This window comes from Streptomyces sp. CLCI03 (genome assembly GCF_053615355.1).
In genome coordinates, this window is sequence record NZ_CM132132.1 from 6538594 (window position 1) to 6562639 (window position 24046).

At 71.0% G+C, this 24046-nt stretch carries 25 protein-coding genes; 22 read left to right on the top strand and 3 right to left on the bottom strand.

What is annotated here, in order from left to right:
* Positions 1-101: 101 nt before the first annotated feature.
* The 4 genes from ACWG52_RS30185 to ACWG52_RS30200 all read left to right on the top strand — a co-directional run bounded on the left by ACWG52_RS30185 (position 102) and on the right by ACWG52_RS30200 (position 3829).
* The gene (locus ACWG52_RS30185; protein ID WP_389815047.1) at positions 102-719 is read left to right on the top strand and encodes a vitamin K epoxide reductase family protein; all 618 of its coding nucleotides are present in this window, start codon (positions 102-104) and stop codon (positions 717-719) included.
* Between the two features lie 41 nt (positions 720-760).
* Positions 761-2116, top strand: coding sequence for a replication-associated recombination protein A (locus ACWG52_RS30190; RefSeq protein ID WP_389815050.1), 1356 nt, complete (start codon positions 761-763; stop codon positions 2114-2116).
* Positions 2117-2151: 35 nt separating this feature from the next.
* Positions 2152-3057 (top strand): DUF2199 domain-containing protein, encoded by a 906-nt coding sequence (locus tag ACWG52_RS30195; protein WP_389815053.1) that lies wholly within the window; start codon positions 2152-2154, stop codon positions 3055-3057.
* Between the two features lie 397 nt (positions 3058-3454).
* A complete protein-coding gene (locus ACWG52_RS30200; RefSeq protein WP_453126467.1) occupies positions 3455-3829 on the top strand; it encodes an HNH endonuclease family protein in 375 nt (124 codons plus the stop codon).
* On the opposite strand, the gene ACWG52_RS30205 is transcribed toward ACWG52_RS30200, so the two are convergent.
* Complete coding sequence (locus ACWG52_RS30205; protein ID WP_453126468.1) at positions 3826-4734, bottom strand: DUF2470 domain-containing protein; 909 nt, start codon at positions 4732-4734, stop codon at positions 3826-3828. The genes ACWG52_RS30200 and ACWG52_RS30205 overlap by 4 nt on opposite strands.
* Positions 4735-4789: 55 nt before the next feature.
* Between ACWG52_RS30205 and rpsD the strand changes: the two genes are divergently transcribed.
* On the top strand, positions 4790-5401 hold the full coding sequence (gene rpsD / locus ACWG52_RS30210) for a 30S ribosomal protein S4 (RefSeq protein ID WP_008740451.1): 612 nt from the start codon (positions 4790-4792) through the stop codon (positions 5399-5401).
* A gap of 89 nt (positions 5402-5490) precedes the next feature.
* Here rpsD and ACWG52_RS30215 read toward each other — a convergent pair whose 3' ends face one another.
* Positions 5491-7665 carry an ATP-binding protein gene (locus ACWG52_RS30215; protein WP_389815060.1) on the bottom strand — a complete coding sequence of 725 codons (2175 nt, stop codon included), beginning with the start codon at positions 7663-7665 and terminating at the stop codon, positions 5491-5493.
* A gap of 147 nt (positions 7666-7812) precedes the next feature.
* On the opposite strand from ACWG52_RS30215, the gene ACWG52_RS30220 reads away from it, so the two are divergent.
* The 15 genes from ACWG52_RS30220 (at position 7813) to nusB (ending at position 21369) form a co-directional block, all read left to right on the top strand.
* Positions 7813-8256: a DUF948 domain-containing protein gene (locus ACWG52_RS30220; RefSeq protein ID WP_389815063.1), complete on the top strand. Its 444-nt coding sequence runs from the start codon at positions 7813-7815 to the stop codon at positions 8254-8256.
* Between the two features lie 8 nt (positions 8257-8264).
* Positions 8265-8609, top strand: coding sequence for a DUF6167 family protein (locus tag ACWG52_RS30225; RefSeq protein ID WP_390141257.1), 345 nt, complete (start codon positions 8265-8267; stop codon positions 8607-8609).
* Positions 8609-11278, top strand: a complete 2670-nt coding sequence (alaS, locus tag ACWG52_RS30230) for an alanine--tRNA ligase (RefSeq protein WP_389815069.1) — start codon at positions 8609-8611, stop codon at positions 11276-11278. The genes ACWG52_RS30225 and alaS overlap by 1 nt, the downstream gene beginning before the upstream one ends.
* Positions 11279-11280: 2 nt before the next feature.
* Entirely contained in the window at positions 11281-11751 is a 471-nt protein-coding gene (gene ruvX / locus ACWG52_RS30235; protein ID WP_030009552.1) for a Holliday junction resolvase RuvX, read from the top strand.
* Positions 11752-11879: 128 nt separating this feature from the next.
* Positions 11880-13655, top strand: coding sequence for an endolytic transglycosylase MltG (gene mltG / locus ACWG52_RS30240; protein ID WP_389815073.1), 1776 nt, complete (start codon positions 11880-11882; stop codon positions 13653-13655).
* Positions 13656-13661: 6 nt separating this feature from the next.
* Positions 13662-14486 (top strand): shikimate dehydrogenase, encoded by an 825-nt coding sequence (locus tag ACWG52_RS30245; protein WP_389815076.1) that lies wholly within the window; start codon positions 13662-13664, stop codon positions 14484-14486.
* A 31-nt stretch (positions 14487-14517) separates the two neighbouring features.
* The gene (locus tag ACWG52_RS30250; RefSeq protein WP_389815079.1) at positions 14518-14709 is read left to right on the top strand and encodes a hypothetical protein; all 192 of its coding nucleotides are present in this window, start codon (positions 14518-14520) and stop codon (positions 14707-14709) included.
* Positions 14710-14841: 132 nt separating this feature from the next.
* A complete protein-coding gene (aroC, locus tag ACWG52_RS30255; RefSeq protein ID WP_453126471.1) occupies positions 14842-16026 on the top strand; it encodes a chorismate synthase in 1185 nt (394 codons plus the stop codon).
* Positions 16023-16541 carry a shikimate kinase gene (locus ACWG52_RS30260; RefSeq protein ID WP_389815085.1) on the top strand — a complete coding sequence of 173 codons (519 nt, stop codon included), beginning with the start codon at positions 16023-16025 and terminating at the stop codon, positions 16539-16541. The genes aroC and ACWG52_RS30260 overlap by 4 nt, the downstream gene beginning before the upstream one ends.
* Positions 16538-17629 (top strand): 3-dehydroquinate synthase, encoded by a 1092-nt coding sequence (aroB, locus tag ACWG52_RS30265; RefSeq protein WP_189740279.1) that lies wholly within the window; start codon positions 16538-16540, stop codon positions 17627-17629. Before ACWG52_RS30260 ends, aroB begins: the two co-directional genes overlap by 4 nt.
* A complete protein-coding gene (gene aroQ, locus ACWG52_RS30270) occupies positions 17626-18066 on the top strand; it encodes a type II 3-dehydroquinate dehydratase (protein ID WP_390167889.1) in 441 nt (146 codons plus the stop codon). The genes aroB and aroQ overlap by 4 nt, the downstream gene beginning before the upstream one ends.
* A gap of 92 nt (positions 18067-18158) precedes the next feature.
* Entirely contained in the window at positions 18159-18965 is an 807-nt protein-coding gene (locus ACWG52_RS30275) for an AAA family ATPase (protein ID WP_386027178.1), read from the top strand.
* A 232-nt stretch (positions 18966-19197) separates the two neighbouring features.
* Entirely contained in the window at positions 19198-20304 is a 1107-nt protein-coding gene (locus ACWG52_RS30280; protein WP_389815092.1) for an aminopeptidase P family protein, read from the top strand.
* 60 nt (positions 20305-20364) lie between these two features.
* Entirely contained in the window at positions 20365-20931 is a 567-nt protein-coding gene (gene efp, locus ACWG52_RS30285) for an elongation factor P (protein ID WP_030706328.1), read from the top strand.
* A gap of 3 nt (positions 20932-20934) precedes the next feature.
* Positions 20935-21369: a transcription antitermination factor NusB gene (gene nusB / locus ACWG52_RS30290; protein WP_030008756.1), complete on the top strand. Its 435-nt coding sequence runs from the start codon at positions 20935-20937 to the stop codon at positions 21367-21369.
* A 202-nt stretch (positions 21370-21571) separates the two neighbouring features.
* Here the strand turns inward: nusB and bldD are convergent, their stop codons facing one another.
* The gene (bldD, locus tag ACWG52_RS30295) at positions 21572-22072 is read right to left on the bottom strand and encodes a transcriptional regulator BldD (protein WP_030008755.1); all 501 of its coding nucleotides are present in this window, start codon (positions 22070-22072) and stop codon (positions 21572-21574) included.
* 295 nt (positions 22073-22367) lie between these two features.
* Here bldD and pyrR point away from each other — a divergent pair, with 295 nt between their 5' ends.
* Positions 22368-22943, top strand: a complete 576-nt coding sequence (pyrR, locus tag ACWG52_RS30300; protein WP_389815097.1) for a bifunctional pyr operon transcriptional regulator/uracil phosphoribosyltransferase PyrR — start codon at positions 22368-22370, stop codon at positions 22941-22943.
* 107 nt (positions 22944-23050) lie between these two features.
* Complete coding sequence (locus ACWG52_RS30305; RefSeq protein WP_031150184.1) at positions 23051-24046, top strand: aspartate carbamoyltransferase catalytic subunit; 996 nt, start codon at positions 23051-23053, stop codon at positions 24044-24046.

Genomic DNA, 24046 nt, shown 5'->3' on the forward strand with positions numbered 1-24046 from the left:
ACGACGGGGGCCGGGGATCTTTCCCCGGCCCCCGTCCGTTCACAGGCTCGTACGGCACAATGGCCCGTGCTTGATCACCTGGTAGATGTGGAGCGGGCGGTATGACGACACGAAGCGCGGACGCGGACACCGCCCGGGGCAGGACCGTCGGAGGGAGCCGGGCCCTGGCCCTGCTGCTGGTGATCACCGGCGCCGCGGGTCTGCTCGCCGCCTGGGTGATCACGATCGACAAGTTCAAGCTGCTGGAGGACCCGAGCTTCAAGCCGGCCTGCAGCCTGAACCCGATCGTCTCCTGCGGCAACATCATGACCAGCGACCAGGCGTCGGCCTTCGGTTTCCCGAACCCGATGCTCGGACTCGTCGCCTACGGGATCGTGGTCTGCGTCGGCATGAGCATGCTCGCCGGGGCCTCTTTCCGCCCCTGGTACTGGCTCACCTTCAACGCCGGCACCCTCTTCGGCGTCGTCTTCTGCACCTGGCTCATGTACCAGTCGCTGTACAACATCAACTCGCTCTGCCTGTGGTGCTGCCTGGCCTGGGTCGCCACCATCTTCATGTTCTGGTACGTCACCGCGCACAACGTCGCCGAGGGCCTGCTGCCCGCCCCGGGCTGGCTCAAGTCCTTCCTCGACGAGTTCACCTGGGTCCTGCCCGTCCTGCACGTCGGGATCATCGGCATGCTGATCCTGACCCGCTGGTGGGACTTCTGGACCTCCTGAGCGCGGGCGGCCCTGTCGGTGGGCTCGCATAGGCTTCCTGTGTGGAACCAGACCTGTTCACCGCCGCTGCCGAAGACCGCCAGGAGAAGGACCCCGCGAGTTCCCCGCTCGCCGTCCGGATGCGCCCGCGCACCCTGGACGAGGTCGTCGGCCAGCAGCACCTGCTGAAGCCCGGATCACCGCTGCGGCGGCTGGTCGGGGAAGGGGCCGGCGGCCCGGCCGGTGCCTCCTCGGTGATCCTCTGGGGCCCGCCCGGCATCGGGAAGACCACCCTGGCCTACGTGGTCAGCCAGGCCACCCAGAAGCGTTTCGTGGAACTGTCCGCCATCACCGCGGGCGTCAAAGAGGTACGGGCCGTCATCGAGGGCGCCAAGCGCGCGGCCGGCGGGTACGGCAAGGAGACCGTCCTCTTCCTCGACGAGATCCACCGCTTCAGCAAGGCCCAGCAGGACTCGCTCCTCCCCGCCGTCGAGAACCGCTGGGTGACGCTGATCGCGGCCACCACCGAGAACCCGTACTTCTCGATCATCTCCCCGCTGCTGTCGCGCTCGCTGCTGCTGACGCTCGAACCGCTGACCGACGAGGACCTGAGCGCCCTGATGCGGCGCGCGCTCACCGAGGAGCGGGGCCTGGGCGGAGCCGTCACGCTCCCGGCGGACGCCGAGGCGCACCTGCTGCGGATCGCCGGTGGCGACGCCCGGCGGGCCCTGACCGCGCTGGAGGCGGGCGCCGGGTCGGCCATCGCCAAGGGCGAGGACGAGATCACCCTCCGGACGCTGGAGGAGGCGGTCGACCGGGCGGCCGTCCGGTACGACAAGGACGGCGACCAGCACTACGACGTGGCCAGCGCGCTGATCAAGTCGATCCGCGGCTCGGACGTGGACGCCGCCCTGCACTACCTGGCCCGGATGATCGAGGCCGGCGAGGACCCCCGGTTCATCGCCCGCCGCCTGATGATCTCCGCGAGCGAGGACATCGGCCTGGCGGACCCGACGGCCCTGCCGATCGCGGTGGCCGCGGCCCAGGCGGTGGCGATGATCGGCTTCCCCGAAGCGGCGCTGACCCTCTCGCACGCCACGATCGCGCTGGCGCTGGCCCCGAAGTCGAACACCGCCACCACCGCGATCGGCGCGGCACTGGCCGACGTACGGGCAGGCCTCGCCGGCTCCGTCCCGACGCACCTGCGGGACGGCCACTACAAGGGCGCGGCCAAGCTGGGCCACGCGCAGGGGTACGTCTACCCGCACGACGTGCCGGGCGCGATCGCCGCGCAGCAGTACGCGCCGGACGAGATCCAGGGCAAGCGGTACTACGAGCCGACCCGCTACGGCGCCGAGGCCCGCTACGCGGACGTGGTGGAGAAGGTCCGCGAACGCCTGCGCGGAGGCACCTCGTAGCGGTGGCCCCCGAAGGGGCGCCCTAGGCTGCCCAGGTGACCACACACCTCCCCACCTGCGCGTGCTGCGGCGACGCGCTCGCCGACGAGAACCGCATCGACTTCGGCTGCAACCTGCCCGACGCCGCCCTCGGCCTGCCCGAGGAACGCCTCCACCGGCTCGGCGTGCGCGCCCTGCTCCGGGCGGACGGGGTCGGCTGCTTCATCCGCTGCCTCTTGTCCGTCCGGCTGACGCACGGCACCGAGCTGGTCCTCGGCGCCTGGGTGCAGGTGGACGAGGACACCCTGCGCCGCGCCCACGAGCTGTGGGAGCGGCCCGGCTACGCGGAACTCTCCGTCCGGGGCACCTTCGCCAACCGGATCCAGCCCTGGGGCGACGACCTCCTCGGCGCCGAGGTCACCGCGAAGGTCGCCGACCCCGAGGAACTGCCCTGCGTCGTCGACATCCACGACCCGGCCGCCGCCCACGTCCTGACCCGGACCTGGGACCGCGACCACGTCCTCAGCCGCTTCCCGTTCCCGCTGCCCGTGGACGTCCGCACCGACCTCGGAGACCACTGGTCGGTCCTGCGGACCTCCGGGCTCACCGCGTCCTTCGCGGACGGCACGGACCATTTCACCGCCCCGGACCGCAGCGCCGCCGTCAACCTGGCGACCGACGACGTCCCGGGCCGCGCCCCCGCGGACTTCCTGACCGTCCTGATGTCGGGCGCCCCCGACACCCGACCGGCCCAGCGGGTGCGCGAGCCGCTGGGGGAGGGCGTGCGGTACGCGTTCTGGCTGACTCCGCAGGATCATGGCCGGCCGCGCCACGAGTTCTACGGCATGGCCGTCACCGACGGGACCGCCGCCGGTATCTACTGCACCTACGAGGACCCCGCCGACCTGGAATGGGCCCAGCGGATCTGGCGCTCCCTCGACCGCACGGTCGACACGCCCTAGGTGCGTCGTCCCGCCGAGGTCCCGGCGGGCGAGCCTAGGCTCCGGGCATGGCAACGTCTCGGCCGTTCGCCCTGGCCCTCGTGCTCGCCCTCGTCGGGCCCGTGGTGGCCGGATGCCACCACGACGACACCGCGTCGGCCCGGGCCAGTGCGGTCGCCCTGGTCGGGCGGGTGCCGCTGGCCGGCGCCGGATTCCCGCCGGACGCGGCGACCGCCGAGGCGCAGCTGGCCCGGCTGAAGGTCGAGCGGGGCCGCAACTGGCAGACGTACAAGCGCGAGAACTTCGGCAGGTACTGGTCCGACGAGACCGACGCCGTCGGCGGGCGCAACGGCTGCGACACCCGCGACGACGTGCTGCGCCGGGACCTCGACGATCTCCGCGAAGGGGACCGGAACCCGTGCGTCGTGTGCTCTCCGGCACGCTCCACGACCCGTACACCGGCAAGGTGCTGCCCTACACCTACCGGCGGGCCACGCAGATCCAGACCGACCACGTGGTCGCGCTCGGCGCCGCCTGGCGGGGCGGCGCGTACGCGTGGACCCCGCAGCGCAGGCTGGAGTACGCCAACGACCTCGACGTCCTGCTCGCCGTGGACAAGCCGACCAACTACGACAAGGGCAGCCGGACGGCCGACAAATGGCGGCCGCCGCGGCGTGCGTACTGGTGCGAGTACGCGCGCCGCTACACCGGCATCAAGGCGAAGTACGGCCTGTCCGTGACGGCGCCGGAGAAGCTCGCCCTCCAGGACATGCTCGCGACCTGCACCCCCTAGTACGAGGCGGCCGAGAACAGGGAGTGCATGGCCCGGCGCAGGCCGCAGATGTCCGCGACCGGCTCCGGGAAGTCGAAGCGGGCGTCGAAGGAGCCGGCCGGGCCGCCGGTGAAGCGGACGCGCAGGCCCAGGCGGTCCAGGGAGAGGGGGACGGCGCTCATCCCGCGGGCCTCGCGGGCACCGAGCAGGCCGCCCAGTTCGCCGAGCCGGTCGCCGTGGGCGGCGTGCAGGTGCTGCAGGAGTTCCGACTCGTGCGCGACCATCGGGTCCGGCTCGGCCGCGGCCAGGTCCTCCGGGTCCACGTGCTCGGCACCCCACAGGTCGTCCACGGAGATCTCGCCGATCTCCAGGCGCAGCATCATCCACGCCGGGCGTCCGGCGTGCGGGGGATCGAGGGACTCCCGCATGCCCAGCAGCTCACCCACGGGTTGTCGCTCCGCGAGCAGCGCGGCGCAGGCGGCGCGGTCGTCCCCGCGCACCGGCGTCAGCCACCCGGCGAGCCAGGCGCGGCCTCGGATACGATGGGGCACGGACACCGGCGCCACATCCGTGATCTCGATCACGGCGGTGAGGTCGTCGTCCTGGGCGTGAGCGGCTGCCCTGGCAGCCGCGGATTCCCCTGACACAAGGAGAATCACGTCCCCGTCCGGGGTGACGGTCCGTGCGACCGGCAGCCCTGTCCCGAACTCCTCGGCCTCGTGACTGTCACGAGCACCGATCAGCGTGAGGGATACTGAGGCGTTGGACTCTACGAGGGTTCGTACGCGTTCGGCTCCGGTGAGCTGCCGAACGCCTTCCCTGGGACGCGGCTGACCTTGCTTATCGTCGGCGCAAGCGGATTCTGTTTCGTCTGAATCCGAACTGCGCTGCGCACTGGGCAGGGGGATCCCATGTGGTCGAGACATTACGTCCTCCTCGCTAAGGTAAGCCTCACCTAACTTACATGGAGGTAGGTTCCCCGTGAACCAGAAGCGACCCAAGGTCAAGAAGTCGCGTGCCCTCGGCATTGCGCTGACCCCGAAGGCCGTCAAGTACTTCGAGGCCCGCCCCTACCCGCCGGGCGAGCACGGCCGTGGCCGCAAGCAGAACTCGGACTACAAGGTTCGTCTGCTCGAGAAGCAGCGTCTGCGCGCTCAGTACGACATCTCTGAGCGTCAGATGGCCCGCGCGTACGACCGCGCCAAGAAGGCCGAAGGCAAGACGGGCGAGGCGCTTGTCGTCGAGCTCGAGCGTCGCCTCGACGCCCTGGTCCTGCGTTCGGGCATCGCCCGGACCATCTACCAGGCTCGCCAGATGGTCGTTCACGGCCACATCGAGGTCAACGGTGACAAGGTCGACAAGCCGTCGTTCCGTGTCCGCCCGGACGACGTCATCACCGTGCGCGAGCGCAGCCGCGAGAAGGTTCCGTTCCAGGTCGCCCGTGAGGGTGGCTACGCAGGCGAGGGCGAGACCCCGCGCTACCTGCAGGTCAACCTGAAGGCCCTGGCCTTCCGCCTGGACCGCGACCCGAACCGCAAGGAAATCCCGGTCATCTGCGACGAGCAGCTCGTCGTCGAGTACTACGCCCGCTGACGCAGGCCTGGTCTCACCGATCGGTCAGCCCGCCGTCCCCTCCATGGGGCGGCGGGTTTTCCGTTTTCCCGGACGCGGCGGCCACGACCCTACGGCTGGTCCGCCGCCGCCCGGCCCGACCGCACCCTGGAGCCGCGCAGCCGACCCGCCTGCCGGGGCACCCCGCCGGCGCCGCACCGCTCCTCGGGGCTGCTCAGCGCCCGCCCGACCAGCGCCTCACGGCTCAGCGCCCGCCCCTCGGCCTCGTACGCCGCGTAGCGCTCGGCGCCCAGCAGCTCGCCCGCCTGCTCCCGGCACATCAGCCGCGGGGCGTTGAAGTACCCCGAGCCGAACAGCTGCAGCCCCACCCCGCCCCACATCGGCTCCGCCGCGCCCTGGAGCACCGCCGCCTCGGCGGCGTCCCCCTCCGCGACCGTGACCAGTGCGAGCAGCTCCAGCGCGAGCACCAGACCCACCAGGTCGTGGAAGACATGGTTGATCGCCACACACTCGGTCAGCAGCCGCCGTGCCTCCTGCGCGCGCCCCGCGTCCAGGGCCGCGTACGCGAGGACGTACAGGGCGTACGCCTTCGTCCAGCGCTCCCCGCGCTCCTCGCAGATCTCCCGGACCTCCCCGCACAGCGCGAGCGCGCCCGGCAGGTCACCGAGGAAGGCCAGCGCCATCCCCAGCTCCACCTGGCACATCAGCACGTTGCTGTTCAGCTCGCCGGCCGCCCGGTACTGCTCCAGCGCCGTGCCCAGCAGTTCCCGGGCCCGCGCCATGTCGTCCGAGACCAACGCCAGGCAGCCCATCCGGTGCACCGCGTACGCCGAGGCCACCGGGTTCCCGCTCTGCGCCGCGCCGTCCCGGCACTCGTACAAGGCGCTCATCGAGGCCGCCGCGTCCCCCTGCAGCGCCGCGACATAGCCCAGCACCCACAGGGCCTTCAGTCGCGAGCTCTCGTACTCCACCGCCCGGTCCACCGGCTCCAGGGTCCGCTCCAGCCAGTGCCGCCCCTCGGTCAGCCGCCCGCAGCCCGCCCAGTAGAACCACAGCGTCCCCGCCAGGTACTGGCCCAGATGAGCCTCGTCCGGCTCGTCCAGGCAGCACTCCAGGGCGAGCCGCACGTTCGGCAGCTCCACCTCCACCAGCGCGGCCACCTCCTGCTGACGCGGGCTGAACCAGTCCGACTCGCACCACGTCGCCAGGCCCAGGTACCAGTCCCGATGGCGCCGCCGCAGCCGCCCGGCGTCGCCGAGGGACTCCAGCCACCCCGCCCCGTACACCCGTACGGTCTCCAGCATGCGGAACCGCACCCCGGCGGGCGTCTCCTCGCGGATCAGCAAGGACTGGGCCAGGAGCTCCCCGACCAGGTCCAGCACGTCCTCCACCGGCACATCCGGACCCGCGCACACGTATTCGACGGCGTCGAGGTCGAACTGCCCGGCGAACACCGACAACCGCGCCCACAGCAACCGCTCCGCCGGCGTGCACAGCTCATGGCTCCAGCCGATCGCCGTCCGCAGCGCCCGGTGCCGGGCGAGCCCGCCGCGCGCACCGCCCGTCAGCAGCGCGAAGCGGTCCTCCAGCCGCGCCAGCACCTGCTCGGGGGACAGCGTCCGCAGCCGGCCCGCCGCCAGCTCCAGCGCCAGCGGGATCCCGTCCAGGCGGGCGCACAGCTCGACCAGCGCCGCCCGGTTCTCCGCGGTCACCGCGAACCCCGGGTCGGCCGCGGTCGTCCGCTCCACCAACAGGGCCAGCGCCTCCTCGGGGGGCGGCGGGGCGAGCGGGAAGGTCGACTCCCCGTCCAGGGCCAGCGGACGCCGGCCCGCCGCGAGGACCTGGAGGCCCGGGCACCGGCGCAGCAGCTCCCGTACCAGGTCGGCGCACTCGTCGACCAGCTGCTCGAAGCCGTCCACGACCAGCAGCATCCGCTTCCCGGCCAGGTGCTCGGTCAGGACGGTGCGCGGCGGCCGGGTGGTGTGGTCGGTCAGCTGCAGCGCCTCGGCGAGGGCCAGCTCCAGCAGCGCGGGATCCCGTACGGTGGCCAGCTCGGCCAGCCGGACCCCGTCGCCGTAGCGTTCCTGCGATTCCTCCGCGGCGACCCGGGCGGCCGCCAGTACGAGCCGGGACTTGCCGACCCCGCCCACGCCGGTCACCGTCACGAGCCGCGAGGACTCCAGGAGCCGCCCCAGCCGGGCGAGTTCGCCACCCCGCCCGATGAACCGGCCGAGCTCCGAGGGAAGATTGCCCCCGGCGGTACTTCGAAGGGGTCTCTGTCGCATGGGACACGGAGGGTACTGGTCCGGATGCGCTGCGTTCAAGGCGGGCCCGGTCCTCCCGGATTTCCGGTACGGCCGAGGATCTCCGGCGCGATAGGGTCGGAGGGCGAATAGTCCTGCGGTTCAGGTACAGACAGAGAGCGGTGTGACGTGTCCGGTGTAGAGGTGGCCGGGATCATCGTGGCCGTCTTCTGGGCCATCCTGATCTCCTTCCTCGCCGTGGCCCTGGTGAGGCTGGCCCAGGTGCTCAGGGCGACCACCAAGCTGGTGGCCGACGTGACCGACCAGGCCGTCCCCCTGCTCGCCGACGCCTCCACCACCGTCCGCTCCGCGCGCACCCAGCTCGACCGGGTCGACGCCATCGCGAGCGACGTGCAGGAGGTCACCTCCAACGCCTCCGCGCTGTCCTCGACCGTGGCCACCGCCTTCGGCGGGCCGCTGGTGAAGGTCGCGGCCTTCGGCTACGGCGTCCGCAAGGCGCTGGGCAAGGGGGACCCCGCGCCGTCGGGCGGGACGCCGCCGAAGGCATCCCGCCGAACCGTGATCGTCGGACGTACGGTGCCGGCCGCCCGGCGCCGCAAGCAGAAGGGCTGACACCGCCGATGTTCCGCCGAGCCTTCTGGTTCACCGCAGGCGCAGCCGCCGGCGTGTGGGCCACCACCAAGGTCAACCGTCAGCTGAAGAAGCTGACGCCGGAGAGTCTCGCCGCCCAAGCGGCCGACAAGGCCGTGGAGGCGGGACACCGCCTCAAGGATTTCGCCCTCGACGTCAAAGCGGGAATGACGCAGCGCGAGGACGAGCTGAACGACGCACTCGGGCTCCACCAGGACCCAGCCCGGCTCGACAACGTCACGGCCCTCCCCGGGCCGCGGCGGCTGCGGGCCATCGAGAACACCAAGACCACACACCGCCCCAACCTTTCGTACGACCGGAATGAGGACCACTGATGGAGTCGGCTGAGATTCGCCGCCGCTGGCTGAGCTTCTTCGAGGAGCGCGGTCACGCCGTTGTCCCTTCGGCGTCGCTCATCGCGGACGACCCGACTCTGCTGCTGGTGCCCGCGGGCATGGTGCCGTTCAAGCCCTACTTCCTGGGTGAGACCAAGCCGCCCGCCCCGACGCTCACCAGCGTCCAGAAGTGCGTCCGGACGCCGGACATCGAAGAGGTGGGCAAGACCACCCGCCACGGCACGTTCTTCCAGATGTGCGGCAACTTCTCCTTCGGGGACTACTTCAAGGAAGGCGCCATCAAGTACGCCTGGGAGCTGCTCACCAGCTCCGTGGCGGACGGCGGCTACGGCCTGGAGCCCGAGAAGCTCTGGATCACCGTCTACCTCGACGACGACGAGGCCGAGCAGATCTGGCGCGAGAAGATCGGCGTCCCCGCCGAGCGCATCCAGCGTCTGGGCAAGAAGGACAACTTCTGGTCCATGGGCGTCCCGGGCCCCTGCGGCCCGTGCTCCGAGATCAACTACGACCGCGGCCCCGAATTCGGCGTCGAGGGCGGCCCGGCCGTCAACGACGAGCGCTACGTGGAGATCTGGAACCTGGTCTTCATGCAGTACGAGCGGGGCGCCGGCGACGGGAAGGAAGACTTCCCGATCCTCGGCGACCTGCCGTCGAAGAACATCGACACGGGCCTGGGTCTCGAACGCCTCGCGATGATCCTGCAGGGCGTGCAGAACATGTACGAGACCGACACCCTGCGCGTCGTCATGGACAAGGCCACCGAGCTGACCGGCGTCCGGTACGGCGCCGCCCAGAACACGGACGTCTCGCTGCGCGTGGTCGCCGACCACATCCGCACCTCGGCCATGCTCATCGGCGACGGCGTCACCCCCGGCAACGAGGGCCGCGGCTACGTGCTGCGCCGCATCATGCGCCGCGCCATCCGCAACATGCGCCTCATGGGCGCCACCGGTCCGGTCGTCCAGGACCTGATCAACGTCGTCATCGAGACGATGGGGCAGCAGTACCCGGAGCTCGTCACCGACCGCAAGCGCATCGAGACCGTCGCGCTCGCCGAGGAGGCCGCCTTCCTCAAGGCCATCAAGGGCGGCACCAACATCCTCGACACCGCCGTGACCGAGACCAAGGCCACCGGCGGCACGGTCCTCTCCGGCGACAAGGCCTTCCTGCTCCACGACACCTGGGGCTTCCCGATCGACCTCACCCTGGAGATGGCCGCGGAGCAGGGCCTCTCCGTGGACGAGCCCGGCTTCCGCCGCCTGATGCAGGAGCAGCGCGACCGCGCCAAGGCCGACGCCAAGGCCAAGAAGACCGGCCACGCGGACATGTCCGCCTACCGGGAGATCGCCGACGGTTCCGGCGCCACCGAGTTCACCGGCTACGCCACCACCCAGGGCGAGTCCACCATCGTCGGCCTGCTGGTCAACGGCGTCTCCGCGCCCGCCGCCTCCGAGGGCGACGAGGTCGAGGTCGTCCTCGACCGCACCCCCTTCTACGCCGAGGGCGGCGGCCAGCTCGCCGACCAGGGCCGGATCAAGCTCGACTCGGGCGCCGTCATCAACGTCCGCGACGTGCAGCAGCCGGTCCCGGGTGTCTCCGTGCACAAGGGCTCCGTCCAGGTCGGCGAGGTGACGGTGGGCGCCTCCGCGTACGCCGCCATCGACATCCACCGCCGGCGGGCCATCGCCCGCGCCCACTCGGCCACGCACCTGACCCACCAGGCACTGCGCGACGCCCTCGGCCCGACGGCCGCCCAGGCCGGTTCCGAGAACAGCCCCGGTCGCTTCCGCTTCGACTTCGGCTCCCCGAACGCCGTCCCCGGGTCGGTCCTCACCGACGTCGAGCAGAAGATCAACGACGTGCTGTCGCGCGAACTCGACGTCACGGCCGAGATCATGAGCATCGACGAGGCGAAGAAGCAGGGCGCCATCGCCGAGTTCGGCGAGAAGTACGGCGAGCGCGTGCGCGTCGTGACCATCGGCGACTTCTCCAAGGAGCTGTGCGGCGGCACCCACGTCGGCAACACCGCCCAGCTGGGTCTGGTGAAGCTGCTCGGCGAGTCCTCCATCGGCTCCGGCGTGCGCCGCGTCGAGGCCCTCGTGGGCGTGGACGCGTACAACTTCCTCGCCAAGGAGCACACGGTCGTCGCCCAGCTCCAGGAGCTGGTCAAGGGCCGTCCGGAGGAGCTGCCGGAGAAGATCGCCTCCATGCTCGGCAAGCTGAAGGACGCCGAGAAGGAGATCGAGAAGTTCCGCGCGGAGAAGGTGCTGCAGGCCGCCGCCGGGCTCGCCCGGAACGCCCAGGACATCAAGGGCGTCGCCCTGGTCGTCGGCCAGGTGGCGGACGGCATCGGCGCCGACGACCTGCGCAAGCTGGTCCTCGACGTCCGTGGCCGCATCCCGGGCGACCGCCCGGCCGTCGTGGCCCTGTTCACCGTGGCGAACGACCGCCCGCTGACCGTGATCGCCACCAACGAGGTCGCCCGCGAGCGCGGTCTCAAGGCCGGCGACCTGGTCCGTACCGCCGCCAAGACCCTCGGTGGCGGCGGTGGCGGCAAGCCGGACGTCGCCCAGGGCGGCGGCCAGAACCCGGCCGCCGTTCCGGAGGCCATCAGCGCCGTCGAGCGCCTCGTCGTCGAGACGGTCTGACGATGACTCTGCGCCGCGGCCGCCGGCTCGCCATCGATGTCGGTGACGCCCGTATCGGGGTCGCCTCGTGCGACCCCGACGGGGTGCTGGCCACACCGGTGGAAACCGTTCCGGGCCGGGACATCCCCTTCGCCCACCGGCGGCTGCGGCAGCTCGTCGAGGAGTACGAGCCCCTCGAAGTCGTGGTCGGCCTTCCCCGCTCGCTCAGCGGGCGGGAGGGGCCGGCCGCGGTCAAGGTGCGGGCCTTCGCGAACGAACTCGCCAAGGGCATCAAGCCGGTGACGGTCCGGCTGGTGGACGAGCGGATGACCACGGTCACCGCCGCACAGGGCCTGCGGGCCTCCGGGAAGAACGCCAAGAAGGGCCGGTCGGTCATCGACCAGGCGGCCGCTGTGGTGATCCTTCAAAACGCTCTTGAGACCGAACGGGTATCAGGTAATCCGCCTGGTGAGTGCGTCGAAGTGGTTGTCTGATCGCGATACGGTAACGTTCCGCGCGATGAGACGGCATTCGAACAGCCGTCGCCCACCGTCAAAGAGGCGGAACCGGGTGCCACGGACGACGGAGTCCGTGGCCTCCGTCTCGCGGCTCTAGGGGACCGATGACTGAGTATGGCCGGGGCCGTGGCCCCGAACCCTGGCACCCTGAGGACCCCCTGTACGGGGACCAGGGGTGGACCGGGCACCAGACCCAGCAGGGCCAGGTGCCTTACGCCGGTGCCCCGCAGCAGCAGGAGTACCCACAGGAGCCGCAGTACCAGCAGCAGCACCCCCAGCAGCAGTACCAGCAGTATCCGGAGTACCAGCAGCCGCAGTATCCGCAGCAGCAGTACCCGCAGCAGGGGCAGTACCCGCAGCAGGCGCAGCAGCCCCAGCAGCAGTACATGCAGGGCCAGTACCCGCAGCAGCAGTACGCCGAGCAGCCGCAGGCCTATGCCCAGCAGCAGCCGCAGCAGCAGCCGCCGGTGTACGACAGCCAGGGCTGGGACACCGGCCAGGGCCAGTACACGGCGGCGGCGCAGACCGACCTGTACGCGGGCGTGGACCCCTACACCCAGCAGCCCGTGGCGGGCTACCCCGGTGAGGCCCCCGACCTCTACAGCACGGAGGACGCCTACGCGCCGCCGCAGCCCCCGGGCCGCCGGCACCTGGAGCCGGAGCCCGTCGAGGAGCCGGAGGCCGCGGAGGAGCCGGAGGAGAGCCCGCTCGCGGCCGGTGGAGGCCGTGACGGCGACGGCGACGACGACGGCGACGGTCGTCGGGGTGGCCGCTCCAAGGGCGGTAAGCCCAAGAAACGCAGCGGCACGGCCTGCCTGGTCGCCGCGGTCGTCATCCTCGGCGTGGTCGGCGGTGGCGGTTACTACGGCTACAACTACATCAAGGCCAGGTTCAGCTCGGCCGAGGACTTCGCGGGCGAGGGCAGCGGCGACATCGTCGACGTGGAGATCCCCAAGGGCTCGGGCCTGATGCAGATGGGCCTGATCCTCAAGAAGGCGGGCGTCGTCGCCAGTGGGCAGGCGTTCGTCGACGCCGCGTCCAAGCTCCCTCCGGGCAAGGCCATCCAGGCCGGTGTCTACCCGCTCCGGAAGAAGATGTCGGCCGCGTCCGCGGTCGAGGTGATGAGCGACCCCTCCAAGCTGAACGTCATCACGGTCAGCGAAGGCATGCGCAACTCCGCGGTGTACGCGGCCATCGACAAGAAGCTGGGCCAGCAGGAGGGCACCACAGCCGAGACCGCCAAGCGCGAGGTCAAGAACCTCGGCCTGCCGGCCTGGGCGAACAACGACCCGAAGCTCATCGACCCGCTCGAAGGCTTCCTGTACCCGGCGCGGTACGACCTCAGCAAGGACAGCACTCCCGACTCGCTGCTCAAGCAGATGGTCAAGAACGCGACCGAGAAGTACGCGGAGCTGGGCATCGAGGGCAAGGCCAAGGAACTGGGCCTGGCGAATCCGCTCCAGGTGGTCACGGTCGCCAGCCTCGTCAACGCCGAGGGCAAGAACCACGACGACTTCCGGAAGATGGCCGAGGTGGTCTACAACCGCCTCAAGAAGACCAACGACGTCACCAACCAGAAGCTCCAGTTCGACTCGACGTACAACTACGTCAAGAACCAGAGCGAGATCAACTTCAACCTGAAGGAAGCCCAGGCCTTCGACAACCCCTACAACACGCACTTCATCAAGGGGTTGCCCACCGGTCCGATCAACAACCCGGGCCTGGACGCGCTGACCGCTACGCTCAGTCCGGACCACGGTGGCTGGATGTTCTTCGTGTCGGTCGACGGCAACACGACGACCTTCACCAAGACCTACGAAGAGCACACGAAGCTGGCCGACGAGTTCCAGCAACGGCAGAAGCAGAAGAATGGCGGATAGCAGGACATGTCACGCATAAGGGCCGCGGTGTTGGGTTCGCCCATCGAGCACTCGCTCTCACCGGTGCTGCACCGCGCCGCTTATCAGGAGCTCGGCCTCGACGACTGGTCGTACGACCGCTTCGAGATCGACGAGGCCGCGCTCCCGGAGTTCGTGACAGGACTCGGCCCCGAGTGGGCCGGGTTGTCCCTGACCATGCCGCTCAAGCGGGCGATCATCCCGCTGCTCGACGGCATCAGTGACACGGCCGCCTCCGTCGAGACGGTCAACACGGTCGTGTTCACCGAGGACGGACAGCGCCTCGGAGACAACACCGACATCCCCGGCATCGTCGCCGCGCTCCACGAGCGCGGCGTCGAGAAGGTGTCCTCCGCCGCCATCCTCGGCGCCGGGGCCACCGCCTCCTCGGCGCTCGCCGCGCTCGCGCGGATCTGCTCCGGAGAGGTCACGGCGTACGTCCGCTCGGCGGCCCGCGCCGACGAGATGCGGCAGTGGGGCGAGCGGCTCGGGGTGCCCGTCCGTACGGCCGACTGGTCCGAAGCGGCCGCGGCCCTGTCCGCGCCGCTGGTGATCGCCACCACCCCGGCCGGTACGACCGATGCCCTGGCGGCGTCCGTACCCGCGGGGGCGGGCACCCTCTTCGACGTCCTCTACGACCCCTGGCCGACCGCGCTGGCGGCCGCCTGGTCGAAGCAGGGCGGCCAGGTCGTCGGTGGGCTCGACCTCCTCGTCCACCAGGCCGTGCTCCAGGTGGAACGCATGACCGGCCGGACCCCGGGCCCGCTCGCCGCCATGAGGGCCGCCGGAGAGCGCGCGCTCGGCGCCCGTTAAGCTTCCCACCTGCGTATTCACAGGGGGCGGCATGGACGGCGACAGCACGGGCCAGGTACTCGCGTCGAAGTGGGATCTCCCCTTCGTCGTCTTCACCATGGCCAGAGTGGCCTTCGGTGGTCTGCCCCTGTGGGCCAAAGCGCTCATCATCGGACTCTTCGCTTCCGTCGTCCTGTGGTACGGGATCACCTGGCAGCGCGAGCGCGGCCGGCGGTCCCGTTGACGCCTCAGGCGTCCGACAGCTGGACCGGGGCCCGATAAACCCCTCCGGACATGGGAGGATCGGGTGAGGCGGGTCCGGGCCGCGCACCCGATCGCGCCGTCGCTGTACCAGGCGCGAGCATGAGGAGCATCGTTGAGCAGGTTGCGTTGGCTGACCGCAGGAGAGTCGCACGGACCGGCACTGGTCGCGACGCTGGAGGGTCTTCCCGCCGGCGTCCCGGTCACCACCGAGCTGGTGGCCGATCACCTGGCCCGGCGCCGACTCGGCTATGGCCGCGGTGCCCGCATGAAGTTCGAGCAGGACGAGATCACCTTCCTCGGTGGCGTCCGTCACGGCCTGTCCCAGGGCGGACCGGTCGCGGTCATGATCGGCAACACGGAGTGGCCGAAGTGGGAGACGGTGATGTCGGCCGACCCGGTCGACCCGTCGCTGTTGAAGGAGACCGGTCGTAACGCGGCGCTGACGCGTCCGCGGCCCGGTCACGCGGACCTGGCGGGCATGCAGAAGTACGGCTTCTCCGAGGCCCGGCCGATCCTGGAGCGCGCCAGCGCCCGTGAGACCGCCGCCCGTGTCGCGCTCGGCGCCGTCGCCCGGTCCTTCGTCAAGGAGGTCGCGGGCATCGAGATCGTCTCGCACGTGGTGGAACTGGCCTCCGCCAAGGCCCCCTACGGCGTCTACCCGACCCCCGCCGACGTCGAGAAGCTCGACGCCGACCCGGTGCGCTGCCTCGACGCCGACGCGTCGAAGGCGATGGTGGCCGAGATCGACCAGGCCCACAAGGACGGCGACACCCTCGGCGGCGTCGTCGAGGTGCTGGCCTACGGCGTCCCCGTCGGCCTCGGCTCCCACGTCCACTGGGACCGCCGCCTCGACGCCCGCCTCGCCGCCGCCCTCATGGGCATCCAGGCCATCAAGGGCGTCGAGGTCGGAGACGGTTTCGACCTCGCCCGGGTGCCCGGCTCGAAGGCGCACGACGAGATCGTCTCCACCCCCGAGGGCATCAGGCGGACCTCCGGCCGTTCCGGCGGGACCGAGGGCGGTCTGACCACCGGCGAGCTGCTGCGGGTCCGTGCCGCGATGAAGCCCATCGCGACCGTCCCGAAGGCCCTCGCGACGGTGGACGTGGCCACGGGTGAGGCGGCGGTGGCGCACCACCAGCGCTCCGACGTGTGCGCGGTGCCGGCCGCCGGCATCGTCGCCGAGGCCATGGTCGCCCTCGTGCTCGCCGACGCGGTCGTGGAGAAGTTCGGCGGTGACTCCGTCCCGGAGACCCGTCGCAACGTCCGCTCGTACCTCGACCACCTGCAGATCCGGTGACCGCCGGACCACTGGTCGTCCTCGTCGGACCCATGGGATCCGGCAAGTCCACGGTGGGGGCACTCCTCGCCGAGCGACTCGGCGTCCCCTACCGGGACACCGACGCCGACATCGTCGTGGCCCAAGGCCGGGAGATCTCCGACATCTTCGTCGACGAGGGCGAGCCGTACTTCCGTGACCTGGAGCGGCAGGCGGTCGCCGCCGCCGTCGCCGGGCACACCGGAGTCCTCGCCCTCGGCGGCGGCGCCGTCCTCGACGAGGGCACCCGTGCCCTGCTGGCCGGGCTGCCCGTCGCCTACCTGTCGATGGACGTGGAAGAAGCCGTACGGCGCGTCGGCCTCGGCGCCGCGCGCCCGCTGCTCGCCGTCAACCCGCGCCGCCAGTGGCGCGAGCTGATGGACGCCCGGCGCCCCCTGTACACCGAAGTCGCGCGCGTCGTCGTGGCCACCGACGACCGCACCCCCGAAGAGGTCGCCCAGGCGGTCCTCGACGCTCTGGAGTTGAAGGACGTATGACAGACCAGGTGACGCGGATCCACGTCGGCGAGAGCGCCGGACACGACGCGTACGACGTGCTGGTCGGACGGCAGCTGCTCGGCGAGCTCGGCTCCCTGATCGGTACGAAGGCCCAGCGGGTCGCCGTGATCCACCCCGAGGCGCTGGCCTCGACCGGTGAGGCGCTGCGCGACGACCTGGCCGAGCAGGGCTACGAGGCGGTCGCCATCCAGGTGCCGAACGCCGAGGAGGCCAAGACGGTCGAGGTCGCGGCCTACTGCTGGAAGGCGCTCGGCCAGTCCGGCTTCACCCGCACCGATGTGATCGTCGGCGTCGGCGGGGGAGCCACCACCGACCTCGCGGGCTTCGTCGCGGCCAGCTGGCTGCGCGGAGTGCGCTGGGTCGCCGTACCGACCACCGTCCTCGCGATGGTGGACGCGGCGGTCGGCGGCAAGACCGGCATCAACACCGCCGAGGGCAAGAACCTGGTGGGCGCCTTCCACCCGCCGGCCGGCGTCCTCTGCGACCTCGCGGCGCTGGACTCGCTGCCCGTCAACGACTACGTCAGCGGGCTCGCCGAGATCATCAAGGCCGGGTTCATCTCCGACCCGGTGATCCTCGACCTGATCGAGGAGGACCCGGCGGCGGCCCGTACGCCCGAGGGCCCGCACACCGCCGAGCTCATCGTGCGCTCGATCCAGGTCAAGGCCGACGTGGTCTCCAGCGACCTCAAGGAGTCGGGACTCCGCGAGATCCTCAACTACGGCCACACCCTCGCGCACGCCATCGAGAAGAACGAGCGCTACAAGTGGCGGCACGGCGCGGCCGTGTCCGTCGGCATGGTCTTCGCCGCCGAACTCGGCCGGCTCGCGGGCCGGCTCGACGACGCGACGGCCGACCGGCACAAGGCGGTCCTCGCCTCGGTCGGGCTGCCCCTGACCTACCGCGGCGACCAGTGGTCCAAGCTGCTCCAGACCATGCAGGTCGACAAGAAGTCCCGCGGCAACCTGCTGCGCTTCATCGTCCTCGACGGGCTGGCCAAGCCGACCGTCCTGGAAGGTCCCGACCCGGCGCACCTCGTCGCCGCCTACGGTGAGGTGTCGGCGTGAGCCGGCCCGTCCTGGTGCTGAACGGCCCGAACCTGGGCCGGCTCGGCTCGCGCGAGCCCGATGTGTACGGGGCCACCTCGTACGCGGGTCTGGTGGAGAGCTGCCACGCGCTGGGCGAGGAGCTCGGCTTCGACGTCGAGGTCCGCGAGACCAACGACGAGGGCGAGCTGATCCGCTGGCTGCACGAGGCGGCGGACGGGAGGATCCCCGTGGTCATCAACCCGGGGGCCTTCACCCACTACTCGTACGGCATGCGGGACGCGGCCGCGCAGCGCACGGCGCCGCTGATCGAGGTGCACATCTCGAACCCGTACGCCCGGGAGGAGTTCCGTCACACCTCGGTCATCGCCGCGGTGGCGACCGGCACGGTGGCGGGCTTCGGCATCGGTTCGTACCGGCTGGCGCTGCGCGCACTGGCGGACGAGATCTCCGCCTGACACTCTGCCTGACGGCGCTGATGGACGGCCGGACCCCGGCAGTCATATAACGTTCTCGCATCAGTCGCTTGAACGAGACGGAGTGGCAGCGGATGCAGCACGGAGTGGGGAATGGGGGCGCGGGCCCGTGGCAGCCGGGACCGCGCCCGTCGGCGCCCCCGCAGCCGCCGATACCCCCGGCGCACGGCTGGCCGGGTTCACCCCCGCCGCAGTCTCCGCCTCAGCCGCACCACCAGCCCCATCAGCAGCCGTCGTATCCCTCGCAGCCGGTGCCCGCCGTGCCGGAGGCCACCGGGCACATCCCGCTGCCTCCCGCCGTGCCGGGCACCGGCGGAGCCGTCCTCGCCGTCCTGCTGATCGGCCCGGCCGGTGCCGGCAAGACCACCGTCGCCCGGCACTGGGCCGGCAGCCGGCCCGTACCGACCGCCCACGTCAGCCTGGACGACGTCCGCGAGTGGGTCTGCTCCGGCTTCGCGGACCCCCAGGCGGGTTGGAACGAGCACTCCGAGGCCCAGTACCGCCTCGCCCGCCGCACCTGCGGCTTCGCCGCCCGCAACTACCTGGCGAACGGCATCTCCTGCATCCTGGACGACGCCGTCTTCCCCGACCGGCCCGTGGTCGGGCTGGGCGGCTGGAAGCGACACGTGGGGCCGAACCTGCTGCCGGTGGTGCTCCTGCCCGGCCTGGAGATCGTCCTGGAGCGCAACGCCGAGCGCTCCGGCAACCGTCGGCTCTCCGACGAGGAAGTCGCGCGGATCCACGGCCGGATGGCCGGCTGGTACGGCTCCGGACTGCCGATCATCGACAACTCCCACCTCGACGTCGAGGGCACCGCCCGCGCCCTCGACGAGGCCCTGGCCCGCGCCCTGTCCGCCCCCGGCGGCCGACCCGGCCCCTAGGTCGTCTCTTTCGGATCTTGTCGGTCGAGCCCGGGTCGTCCGGTGCGGTGCCTCGCAAGGCGGAGGGGCGCTCGTGTACCGGACGTACTCGTGTGCCCCGACAACGCGGCGAGGTGCCGTGCCGGGCGGGCCGGGCCCGGCAAGATCCGAAAGAGACGACCTGACCCCTCCCGGAGCCCGTCCGGACGCGCTCGCCGGGCCGGATCGGCGGGGCGCTCGTACGCTCGAAGACATGTCAGACGTGTACGCCGCCCGCCGGGACCTGCTTCGCGACCGATGCGCCGCCGCGGGGAACGCCGCCGCACTGATCACGCGTCCGGCGAACGTCCGCTACCTCTCCGGGGCGTCCCCGCTCGGCGCGGTGCTGCTCGTCGGCCCCACCGAGGACATGCTCTTCTGCGCCGGAGCGCCCACCGGCGAGGCCGACGAGGGCCGCCTCGACGAGCACCTGAACGCCTCCGTCCTGGGCAGCCCCGGCGGGGACCCGGCCGTCGCGGCCGCCGATCTGGCCGCCGCGCTCCGGGCCGACTCGCTCGCCGTGGAGGAGCACCACCTCACCGTCGGCCGCCACCGGGCCCTGCGCTCCGTCGCGCCCACACTGCGCCTCGCCGACCTCGGCACCGCCGTCGAGCAGCAGCGCCTCGTCAAGGACGAGGAGGAGATCGCCTACCTCCGGATCGCTGCGGAGATCGCCGACCAGGCCCTCGGGGAGCTGCTGGAGTCCATCCTCGTGGGGCGCACCGAGCGGCACCTGGCCCTGGAGCTGGAGCGCCGACTCGTCGACCACGGGGCGGACGGCCCGGCCTTCCCGACCTCCGTCGGCACCGGCCCGCACTCCGGCCGCTCCCGGCACCGGCCCTCCGACCGCAGGGTGGAGGAGGGCGACTTCCTCACGGTCTGCCTGGGCGCCAACTACCGTGGCTACCGGTGCGAGATCGGCCGGACCTTCGTGATCGGCACCAGCCCGGCCGACTGGCAGATCGAGCTGTACGACCTCGTCTTCACCGCCCAGCGGGCCGGACGCGAGGCCCTGCTGCCCGGAGCCGCGTACCGGGACGTGGACCACGCCGCACGTTCCGTCCTGGACTCCGCGGGCCACTCGGAAGCCCTCGCTCCGTGGACCGGACACGGCGTGGGCCTCGAAATCGACGAGGACCCGCAGCTTGCACCTACGGCAATGGGTAAACTGGACGCTTGCGTGCCGGTCACCGTCGAACCGGGGGTTCACCTCCCGGGCCGGGGAGGTGTCCGGATCGATGACACGCTCGTCGTGCGCCCCGAGGCGGACGGCGGTCCCGAGCTACTCACCATTACGACCAAGGAGCTGCTCGCGCTCTAGCCGGCTCTGCCGGGCCTGTGCGCGCACCCGTGGTCTTCCAGTGCAGGAGATTCCGCAACCGTGGCTTCCACGAACGACCTCAAGAACGGCATGGTGCTGAAGCTCGACGGGGGCCAGCTCTGGTCCGTCGTCGAGTTCCAGCACGTCAAGCCCGGCAAGGGCCCGGCCTTCGTGCGCACCAAGCTCAAGAACGTGCTGTCGGGCAAGGTCGTCGACAAGACCTTCAACGCCGGCGTCAAGGTCGACACGGCCACCATCGACCGCCGCGACATGCAGTTCTCGTACATGGACGGCGACTACTTCGTCTTCATGGACATGGACACCTACGACCAGCTGATGGTCGACCGCAAGGCCGTCGGCGACGCCGCCAACTTCCTGATCGAGGGCTTCACCGCCTCCGTCGCCCAGCACGAGGGCGAGGTGCTCTACGTCGAGCTCCCGGCCGCGGTCGAGCTCAAGATCCAGCACACCGACCCGGGCGTCCAGGGCGACCGCTCCACCGGTGGCACCAAGCCCGCCACCCTGGAGACCGGCTACGAGATCCAGGTCCCGCTCTTCATCACCACCGGCGAGACGGTCAAGGTCGACACCCGCACCAGCGACTACCTCGGCCGGAAGAGCAACTAACCCGTGGCTGCTCGGAGCAATGCGCGCAAGCGCGCCTTCCAGATCCTCTTCGAGGCGGACCAGCGTGGCGTGCCCGTGCGCGAGGTCCTCGCGGACTGGATCCGCCACGCGCGGTCGGACGACCGGCAGCCGCCGGTCAGCGCCTTCACGATGGATCTCGTCGAGGGTTACGCCGACAAGGTGAACCGCATCGACGATCTGATCATCACCTACGCCGTGGACTGGGACCTCGACCGCATGCCGGTCGCGGACCGGAACATCCTGCGGCTCGGTGCCTACGAGCTGATCTGGGTGGACGACACCCCGGACGCCGTGGCCATCGACGAGGCCGTCCAGCTGGCCAAGGAGTTCTCGACGGACGAGTCCCCCTCGTTCGTCAACGGGCTGCTGGCCCGCTTCAAGGACCTGAAGCCGAGCCTGCGGCGCAGCGAGAGCTGACCGCACGGCCCAGTGCCCGCACCGCCCTACGGAAGGGCCCGCGACGTCCGCGTCGCGGGCCCTTCCGTATGAGAAAGCGGGGGAGCGGTGGCCCGGGTGCCGGAGGTCGGCGGTCAGGGAACGAAAAAACCGGCGGGCGCCGGACCCCCGCAAGGGTCCGGCGCCCGCCGGTAAACGTTTCTGCTGGTCCGAAGCCCGGGACTCAGAGTTCCTCGTGGGCCACCGCGCGCCGCGCGTCCGCGTCCAGCACGCCCCAGCTGATCAGCTGCTCGGTCAGGACCGAGGGCGACTGGTCGTAGATGACGGCCAGGGTGCGCAGGTCGTCCTGGCGGATCGACAGCACCTTGCCGTTGTAGTCGCCACGCTGGCTCTGGATCGTCGCCGCGTAACGCTGCAGCGGGCCCGCCTTCTCGGCCGGGACGCCCGCCAGGCGCTCCAGGTCGAGACGCAGCTTCGGCGGCGGCTCGGCAGCCCCGCCGGGAGTCGTACCCGGCAGCAGCTCCTGCACCGGAACCCCGTAGAAGTCCGCCAGCTCGGCAAGACGCTGGACGGTCACGGCGCGGTCCCCGCGCTCGTAGGAACCGACCACCACGGCCTTCCACCGACCCTGGGACTTCTCCTCGACACCGTGGAGGGAAAGGCCCTGCTGGGTGCGGATGGCGCGGAGCTTGGCCCCGAGCTGTTTGGCGTATTCGCTGGACATAACGCTCCCGGACGCTGTGACGCTGTGACTGGTGGACACTGCGACTACGTGACTACGGACCTCCGTGCGGCTCAGCCGCGCGGCTGGTAACTCACTGTGAGGTTACGCAGCGTTACTTGGATGCGTCAAGCCGAATGGTCTTCGTCGCCCCCCTGGGGGCTCGTCCCAGGAGCCCTCTGAGAGCCCTTCCGTACCGGCCCGGTCCGAGTCACCGGCCGCTCCCTGGTACCGTGTGAGGCGTACATCAGACGTCCTTTAAGGTCCGTCCCGTGAGGCGGAGAAGGAGGTCCTTTTCATGGACACCCAGCAGAACACCGATTCCATGCGCCCCGTTCTCGAAGCGCAGGACATCGCGCGGGTCCTGACCCGCATCGCCCACGAGATCGTCGAACGCGCCAAGGGCGCCGACGACGTGGTGCTCCTCGGCATTCCCACCCGCGGTGTCCACCTCGCCCGCCGGCTGGCCGCCAAGCTCGAAGAGATCACCGGTACGAAGATCCCGGTCGGCTCCCTCGACATCACCATGTACCGCGACGACCTGCGGATGAAGCCCGCCCGCGCCATCGGTCGCACCGAGATCCCCGGCGACGACCTCGACGGCCGCCTGGTCGTCCTCGTCGACGACGTGCTCTTCTCCGGCCGCACCATCCGCGCCGCCCTCGACGCCCTCGGCGACCTCGGCCGCCCCCGCGCCGTGCAGCTCGCGGTCCTCGTCGACAGAGGCCACCGCGAACTGCCGATCCGCGCCGACTACGTCGGCAAGAACCTCCCCACGTCGCTGCGGGAGACCGTCAAGGTCCAGCTCCAGGAGGAGGACGGCCGTGACGCCGTGCTGCTCGGCCAGCGGACCCCCCAGGCAGCAGGCCAGTAGACCGTTCGAGTGACGGGCCCCGACCGGGCCCGCGCCGAGCCCTGCCCTGCCCGCTCGCACCCCTGCCCGTCAGTCCGCCCGCCCTCCCGACCTACGGAGCCATCCAGATGAAGCGTCACCTCATCTCGGCCGCCGACCTCACGCGCGACGACGCCGTCCTGATCCTCGACACCGCCGAGGAGATGGCCCGTGTCGCGGACCGGCCGATCAAGAAGCTGCCCACCCTGCGCGGCCTCACCGTCGTCAACCTCTTCTTCGAGGACTCGACCCGCACCCGGATCTCCTTCGAGGCGGCCGCCAAGCGGCTCTCGGCCGACGTCATCAACTTCTCCGCGAAGGGTTCGTCCGTTTCCAAGGGCGAATCCCTGAAGGACACCGCGCTGACCCTGGAGGCCATGGGCGCCGACGCGGTCGTCATCCGCCACCACGCCTCCGGCGCCCCCTACCGGCTCGCGACCTCCGGCTGGATCGACTCCGCCGTCGTCAACGCCGGCGACGGCACCCACGAGCACCCCACCCAGGCCCTGCTGGACGCCTTCACCATGCGCCGCCGCCTGGTCGGTCGTGACGCGGGCCTCGGCAAGGACCTCGGCGGCCGCCGGATCACCATCGTCGGCGACGTCCTGCACAGCCGCGTGGCCCGCTCCAACGTCCACCTGCTGCACACCCTCGGCGCCGAGGTCACCCTGGTGGCCCCGCCCACCCTCGTCCCGATCGGCGTGGAGACCTGGCCCTGCGAGGTCTCGTACAGCCTCGACGACGTGCTGCCGAAGTCCGATGCGGTGATGATGCTGCGTGTGCAGCGCGAACGCATGAACGCCGCCTTCTTCCCGACCGAGCGCGAGTACTCCCGCCGGTACGGGCTCGACGGCGACCGCATGGCGAAGATGCCCGAGCACGCCATCGTGATGCACCCCGGCCCGATGAACCGCGGCATGGAGATCACCGCCCAGGTCGCCGACTCCGACCGCTGCACGGCCGTCGAGCAGGTCGCCAACGGCGTCTCCACCCGGATGGCCGTCCTCTACCTGCTGCTCGGAGGCTCCGAGCCCGCCGTCACCACCACCCCCGCCGCCCCCGCCCGTACCGAGGAGAGCAAGTAA

Excerpts from the sequence above, each read along its gene's own strand:
- ACWG52_RS30185 (WP_389815047.1), top strand. The coding sequence starts at position 102 with ATGACGACACGAAGCGCGGACGCGGACACCGCCCGGGGCAGGACCGTC.
- ACWG52_RS30205 (WP_453126468.1), bottom strand. The coding sequence starts at position 4,734 with ATGTCTCGACCACATGGGATCCCCCTGCCCAGTGCGCAGCGCAGTTCG.
- ACWG52_RS30215 (WP_389815060.1), bottom strand. The coding sequence starts at position 7,665 with ATGCGACAGAGACCCCTTCGAAGTACCGCCGGGGGCAATCTTCCCTCG.
- ACWG52_RS30225 (WP_390141257.1), top strand. The coding sequence starts at position 8,265 with ATGTTCCGCCGAGCCTTCTGGTTCACCGCAGGCGCAGCCGCCGGCGTG.
- alaS (WP_389815069.1), top strand. The coding sequence starts at position 8,609 with ATGGAGTCGGCTGAGATTCGCCGCCGCTGGCTGAGCTTCTTCGAGGAG.
- ruvX (WP_030009552.1), top strand. The coding sequence starts at position 11,281 with ATGACTCTGCGCCGCGGCCGCCGGCTCGCCATCGATGTCGGTGACGCC.
- mltG (WP_389815073.1), top strand. The coding sequence starts at position 11,880 with ATGACTGAGTATGGCCGGGGCCGTGGCCCCGAACCCTGGCACCCTGAG.
- ACWG52_RS30245 (WP_389815076.1), top strand. The coding sequence starts at position 13,662 with ATGTCACGCATAAGGGCCGCGGTGTTGGGTTCGCCCATCGAGCACTCG.
- ACWG52_RS30250 (WP_389815079.1), top strand. The coding sequence starts at position 14,518 with ATGGACGGCGACAGCACGGGCCAGGTACTCGCGTCGAAGTGGGATCTC.
- aroB (WP_189740279.1), top strand. The coding sequence starts at position 16,538 with ATGACAGACCAGGTGACGCGGATCCACGTCGGCGAGAGCGCCGGACAC.
- ACWG52_RS30275 (WP_386027178.1), top strand. The coding sequence starts at position 18,159 with ATGCAGCACGGAGTGGGGAATGGGGGCGCGGGCCCGTGGCAGCCGGGA.
- ACWG52_RS30280 (WP_389815092.1), top strand. The coding sequence starts at position 19,198 with ATGTCAGACGTGTACGCCGCCCGCCGGGACCTGCTTCGCGACCGATGC.
- bldD (WP_030008755.1), bottom strand. The coding sequence starts at position 22,072 with ATGTCCAGCGAATACGCCAAACAGCTCGGGGCCAAGCTCCGCGCCATC.
- pyrR (WP_389815097.1), top strand. The coding sequence starts at position 22,368 with ATGGACACCCAGCAGAACACCGATTCCATGCGCCCCGTTCTCGAAGCG.
- ACWG52_RS30305 (WP_031150184.1), top strand. The coding sequence starts at position 23,051 with ATGAAGCGTCACCTCATCTCGGCCGCCGACCTCACGCGCGACGACGCC.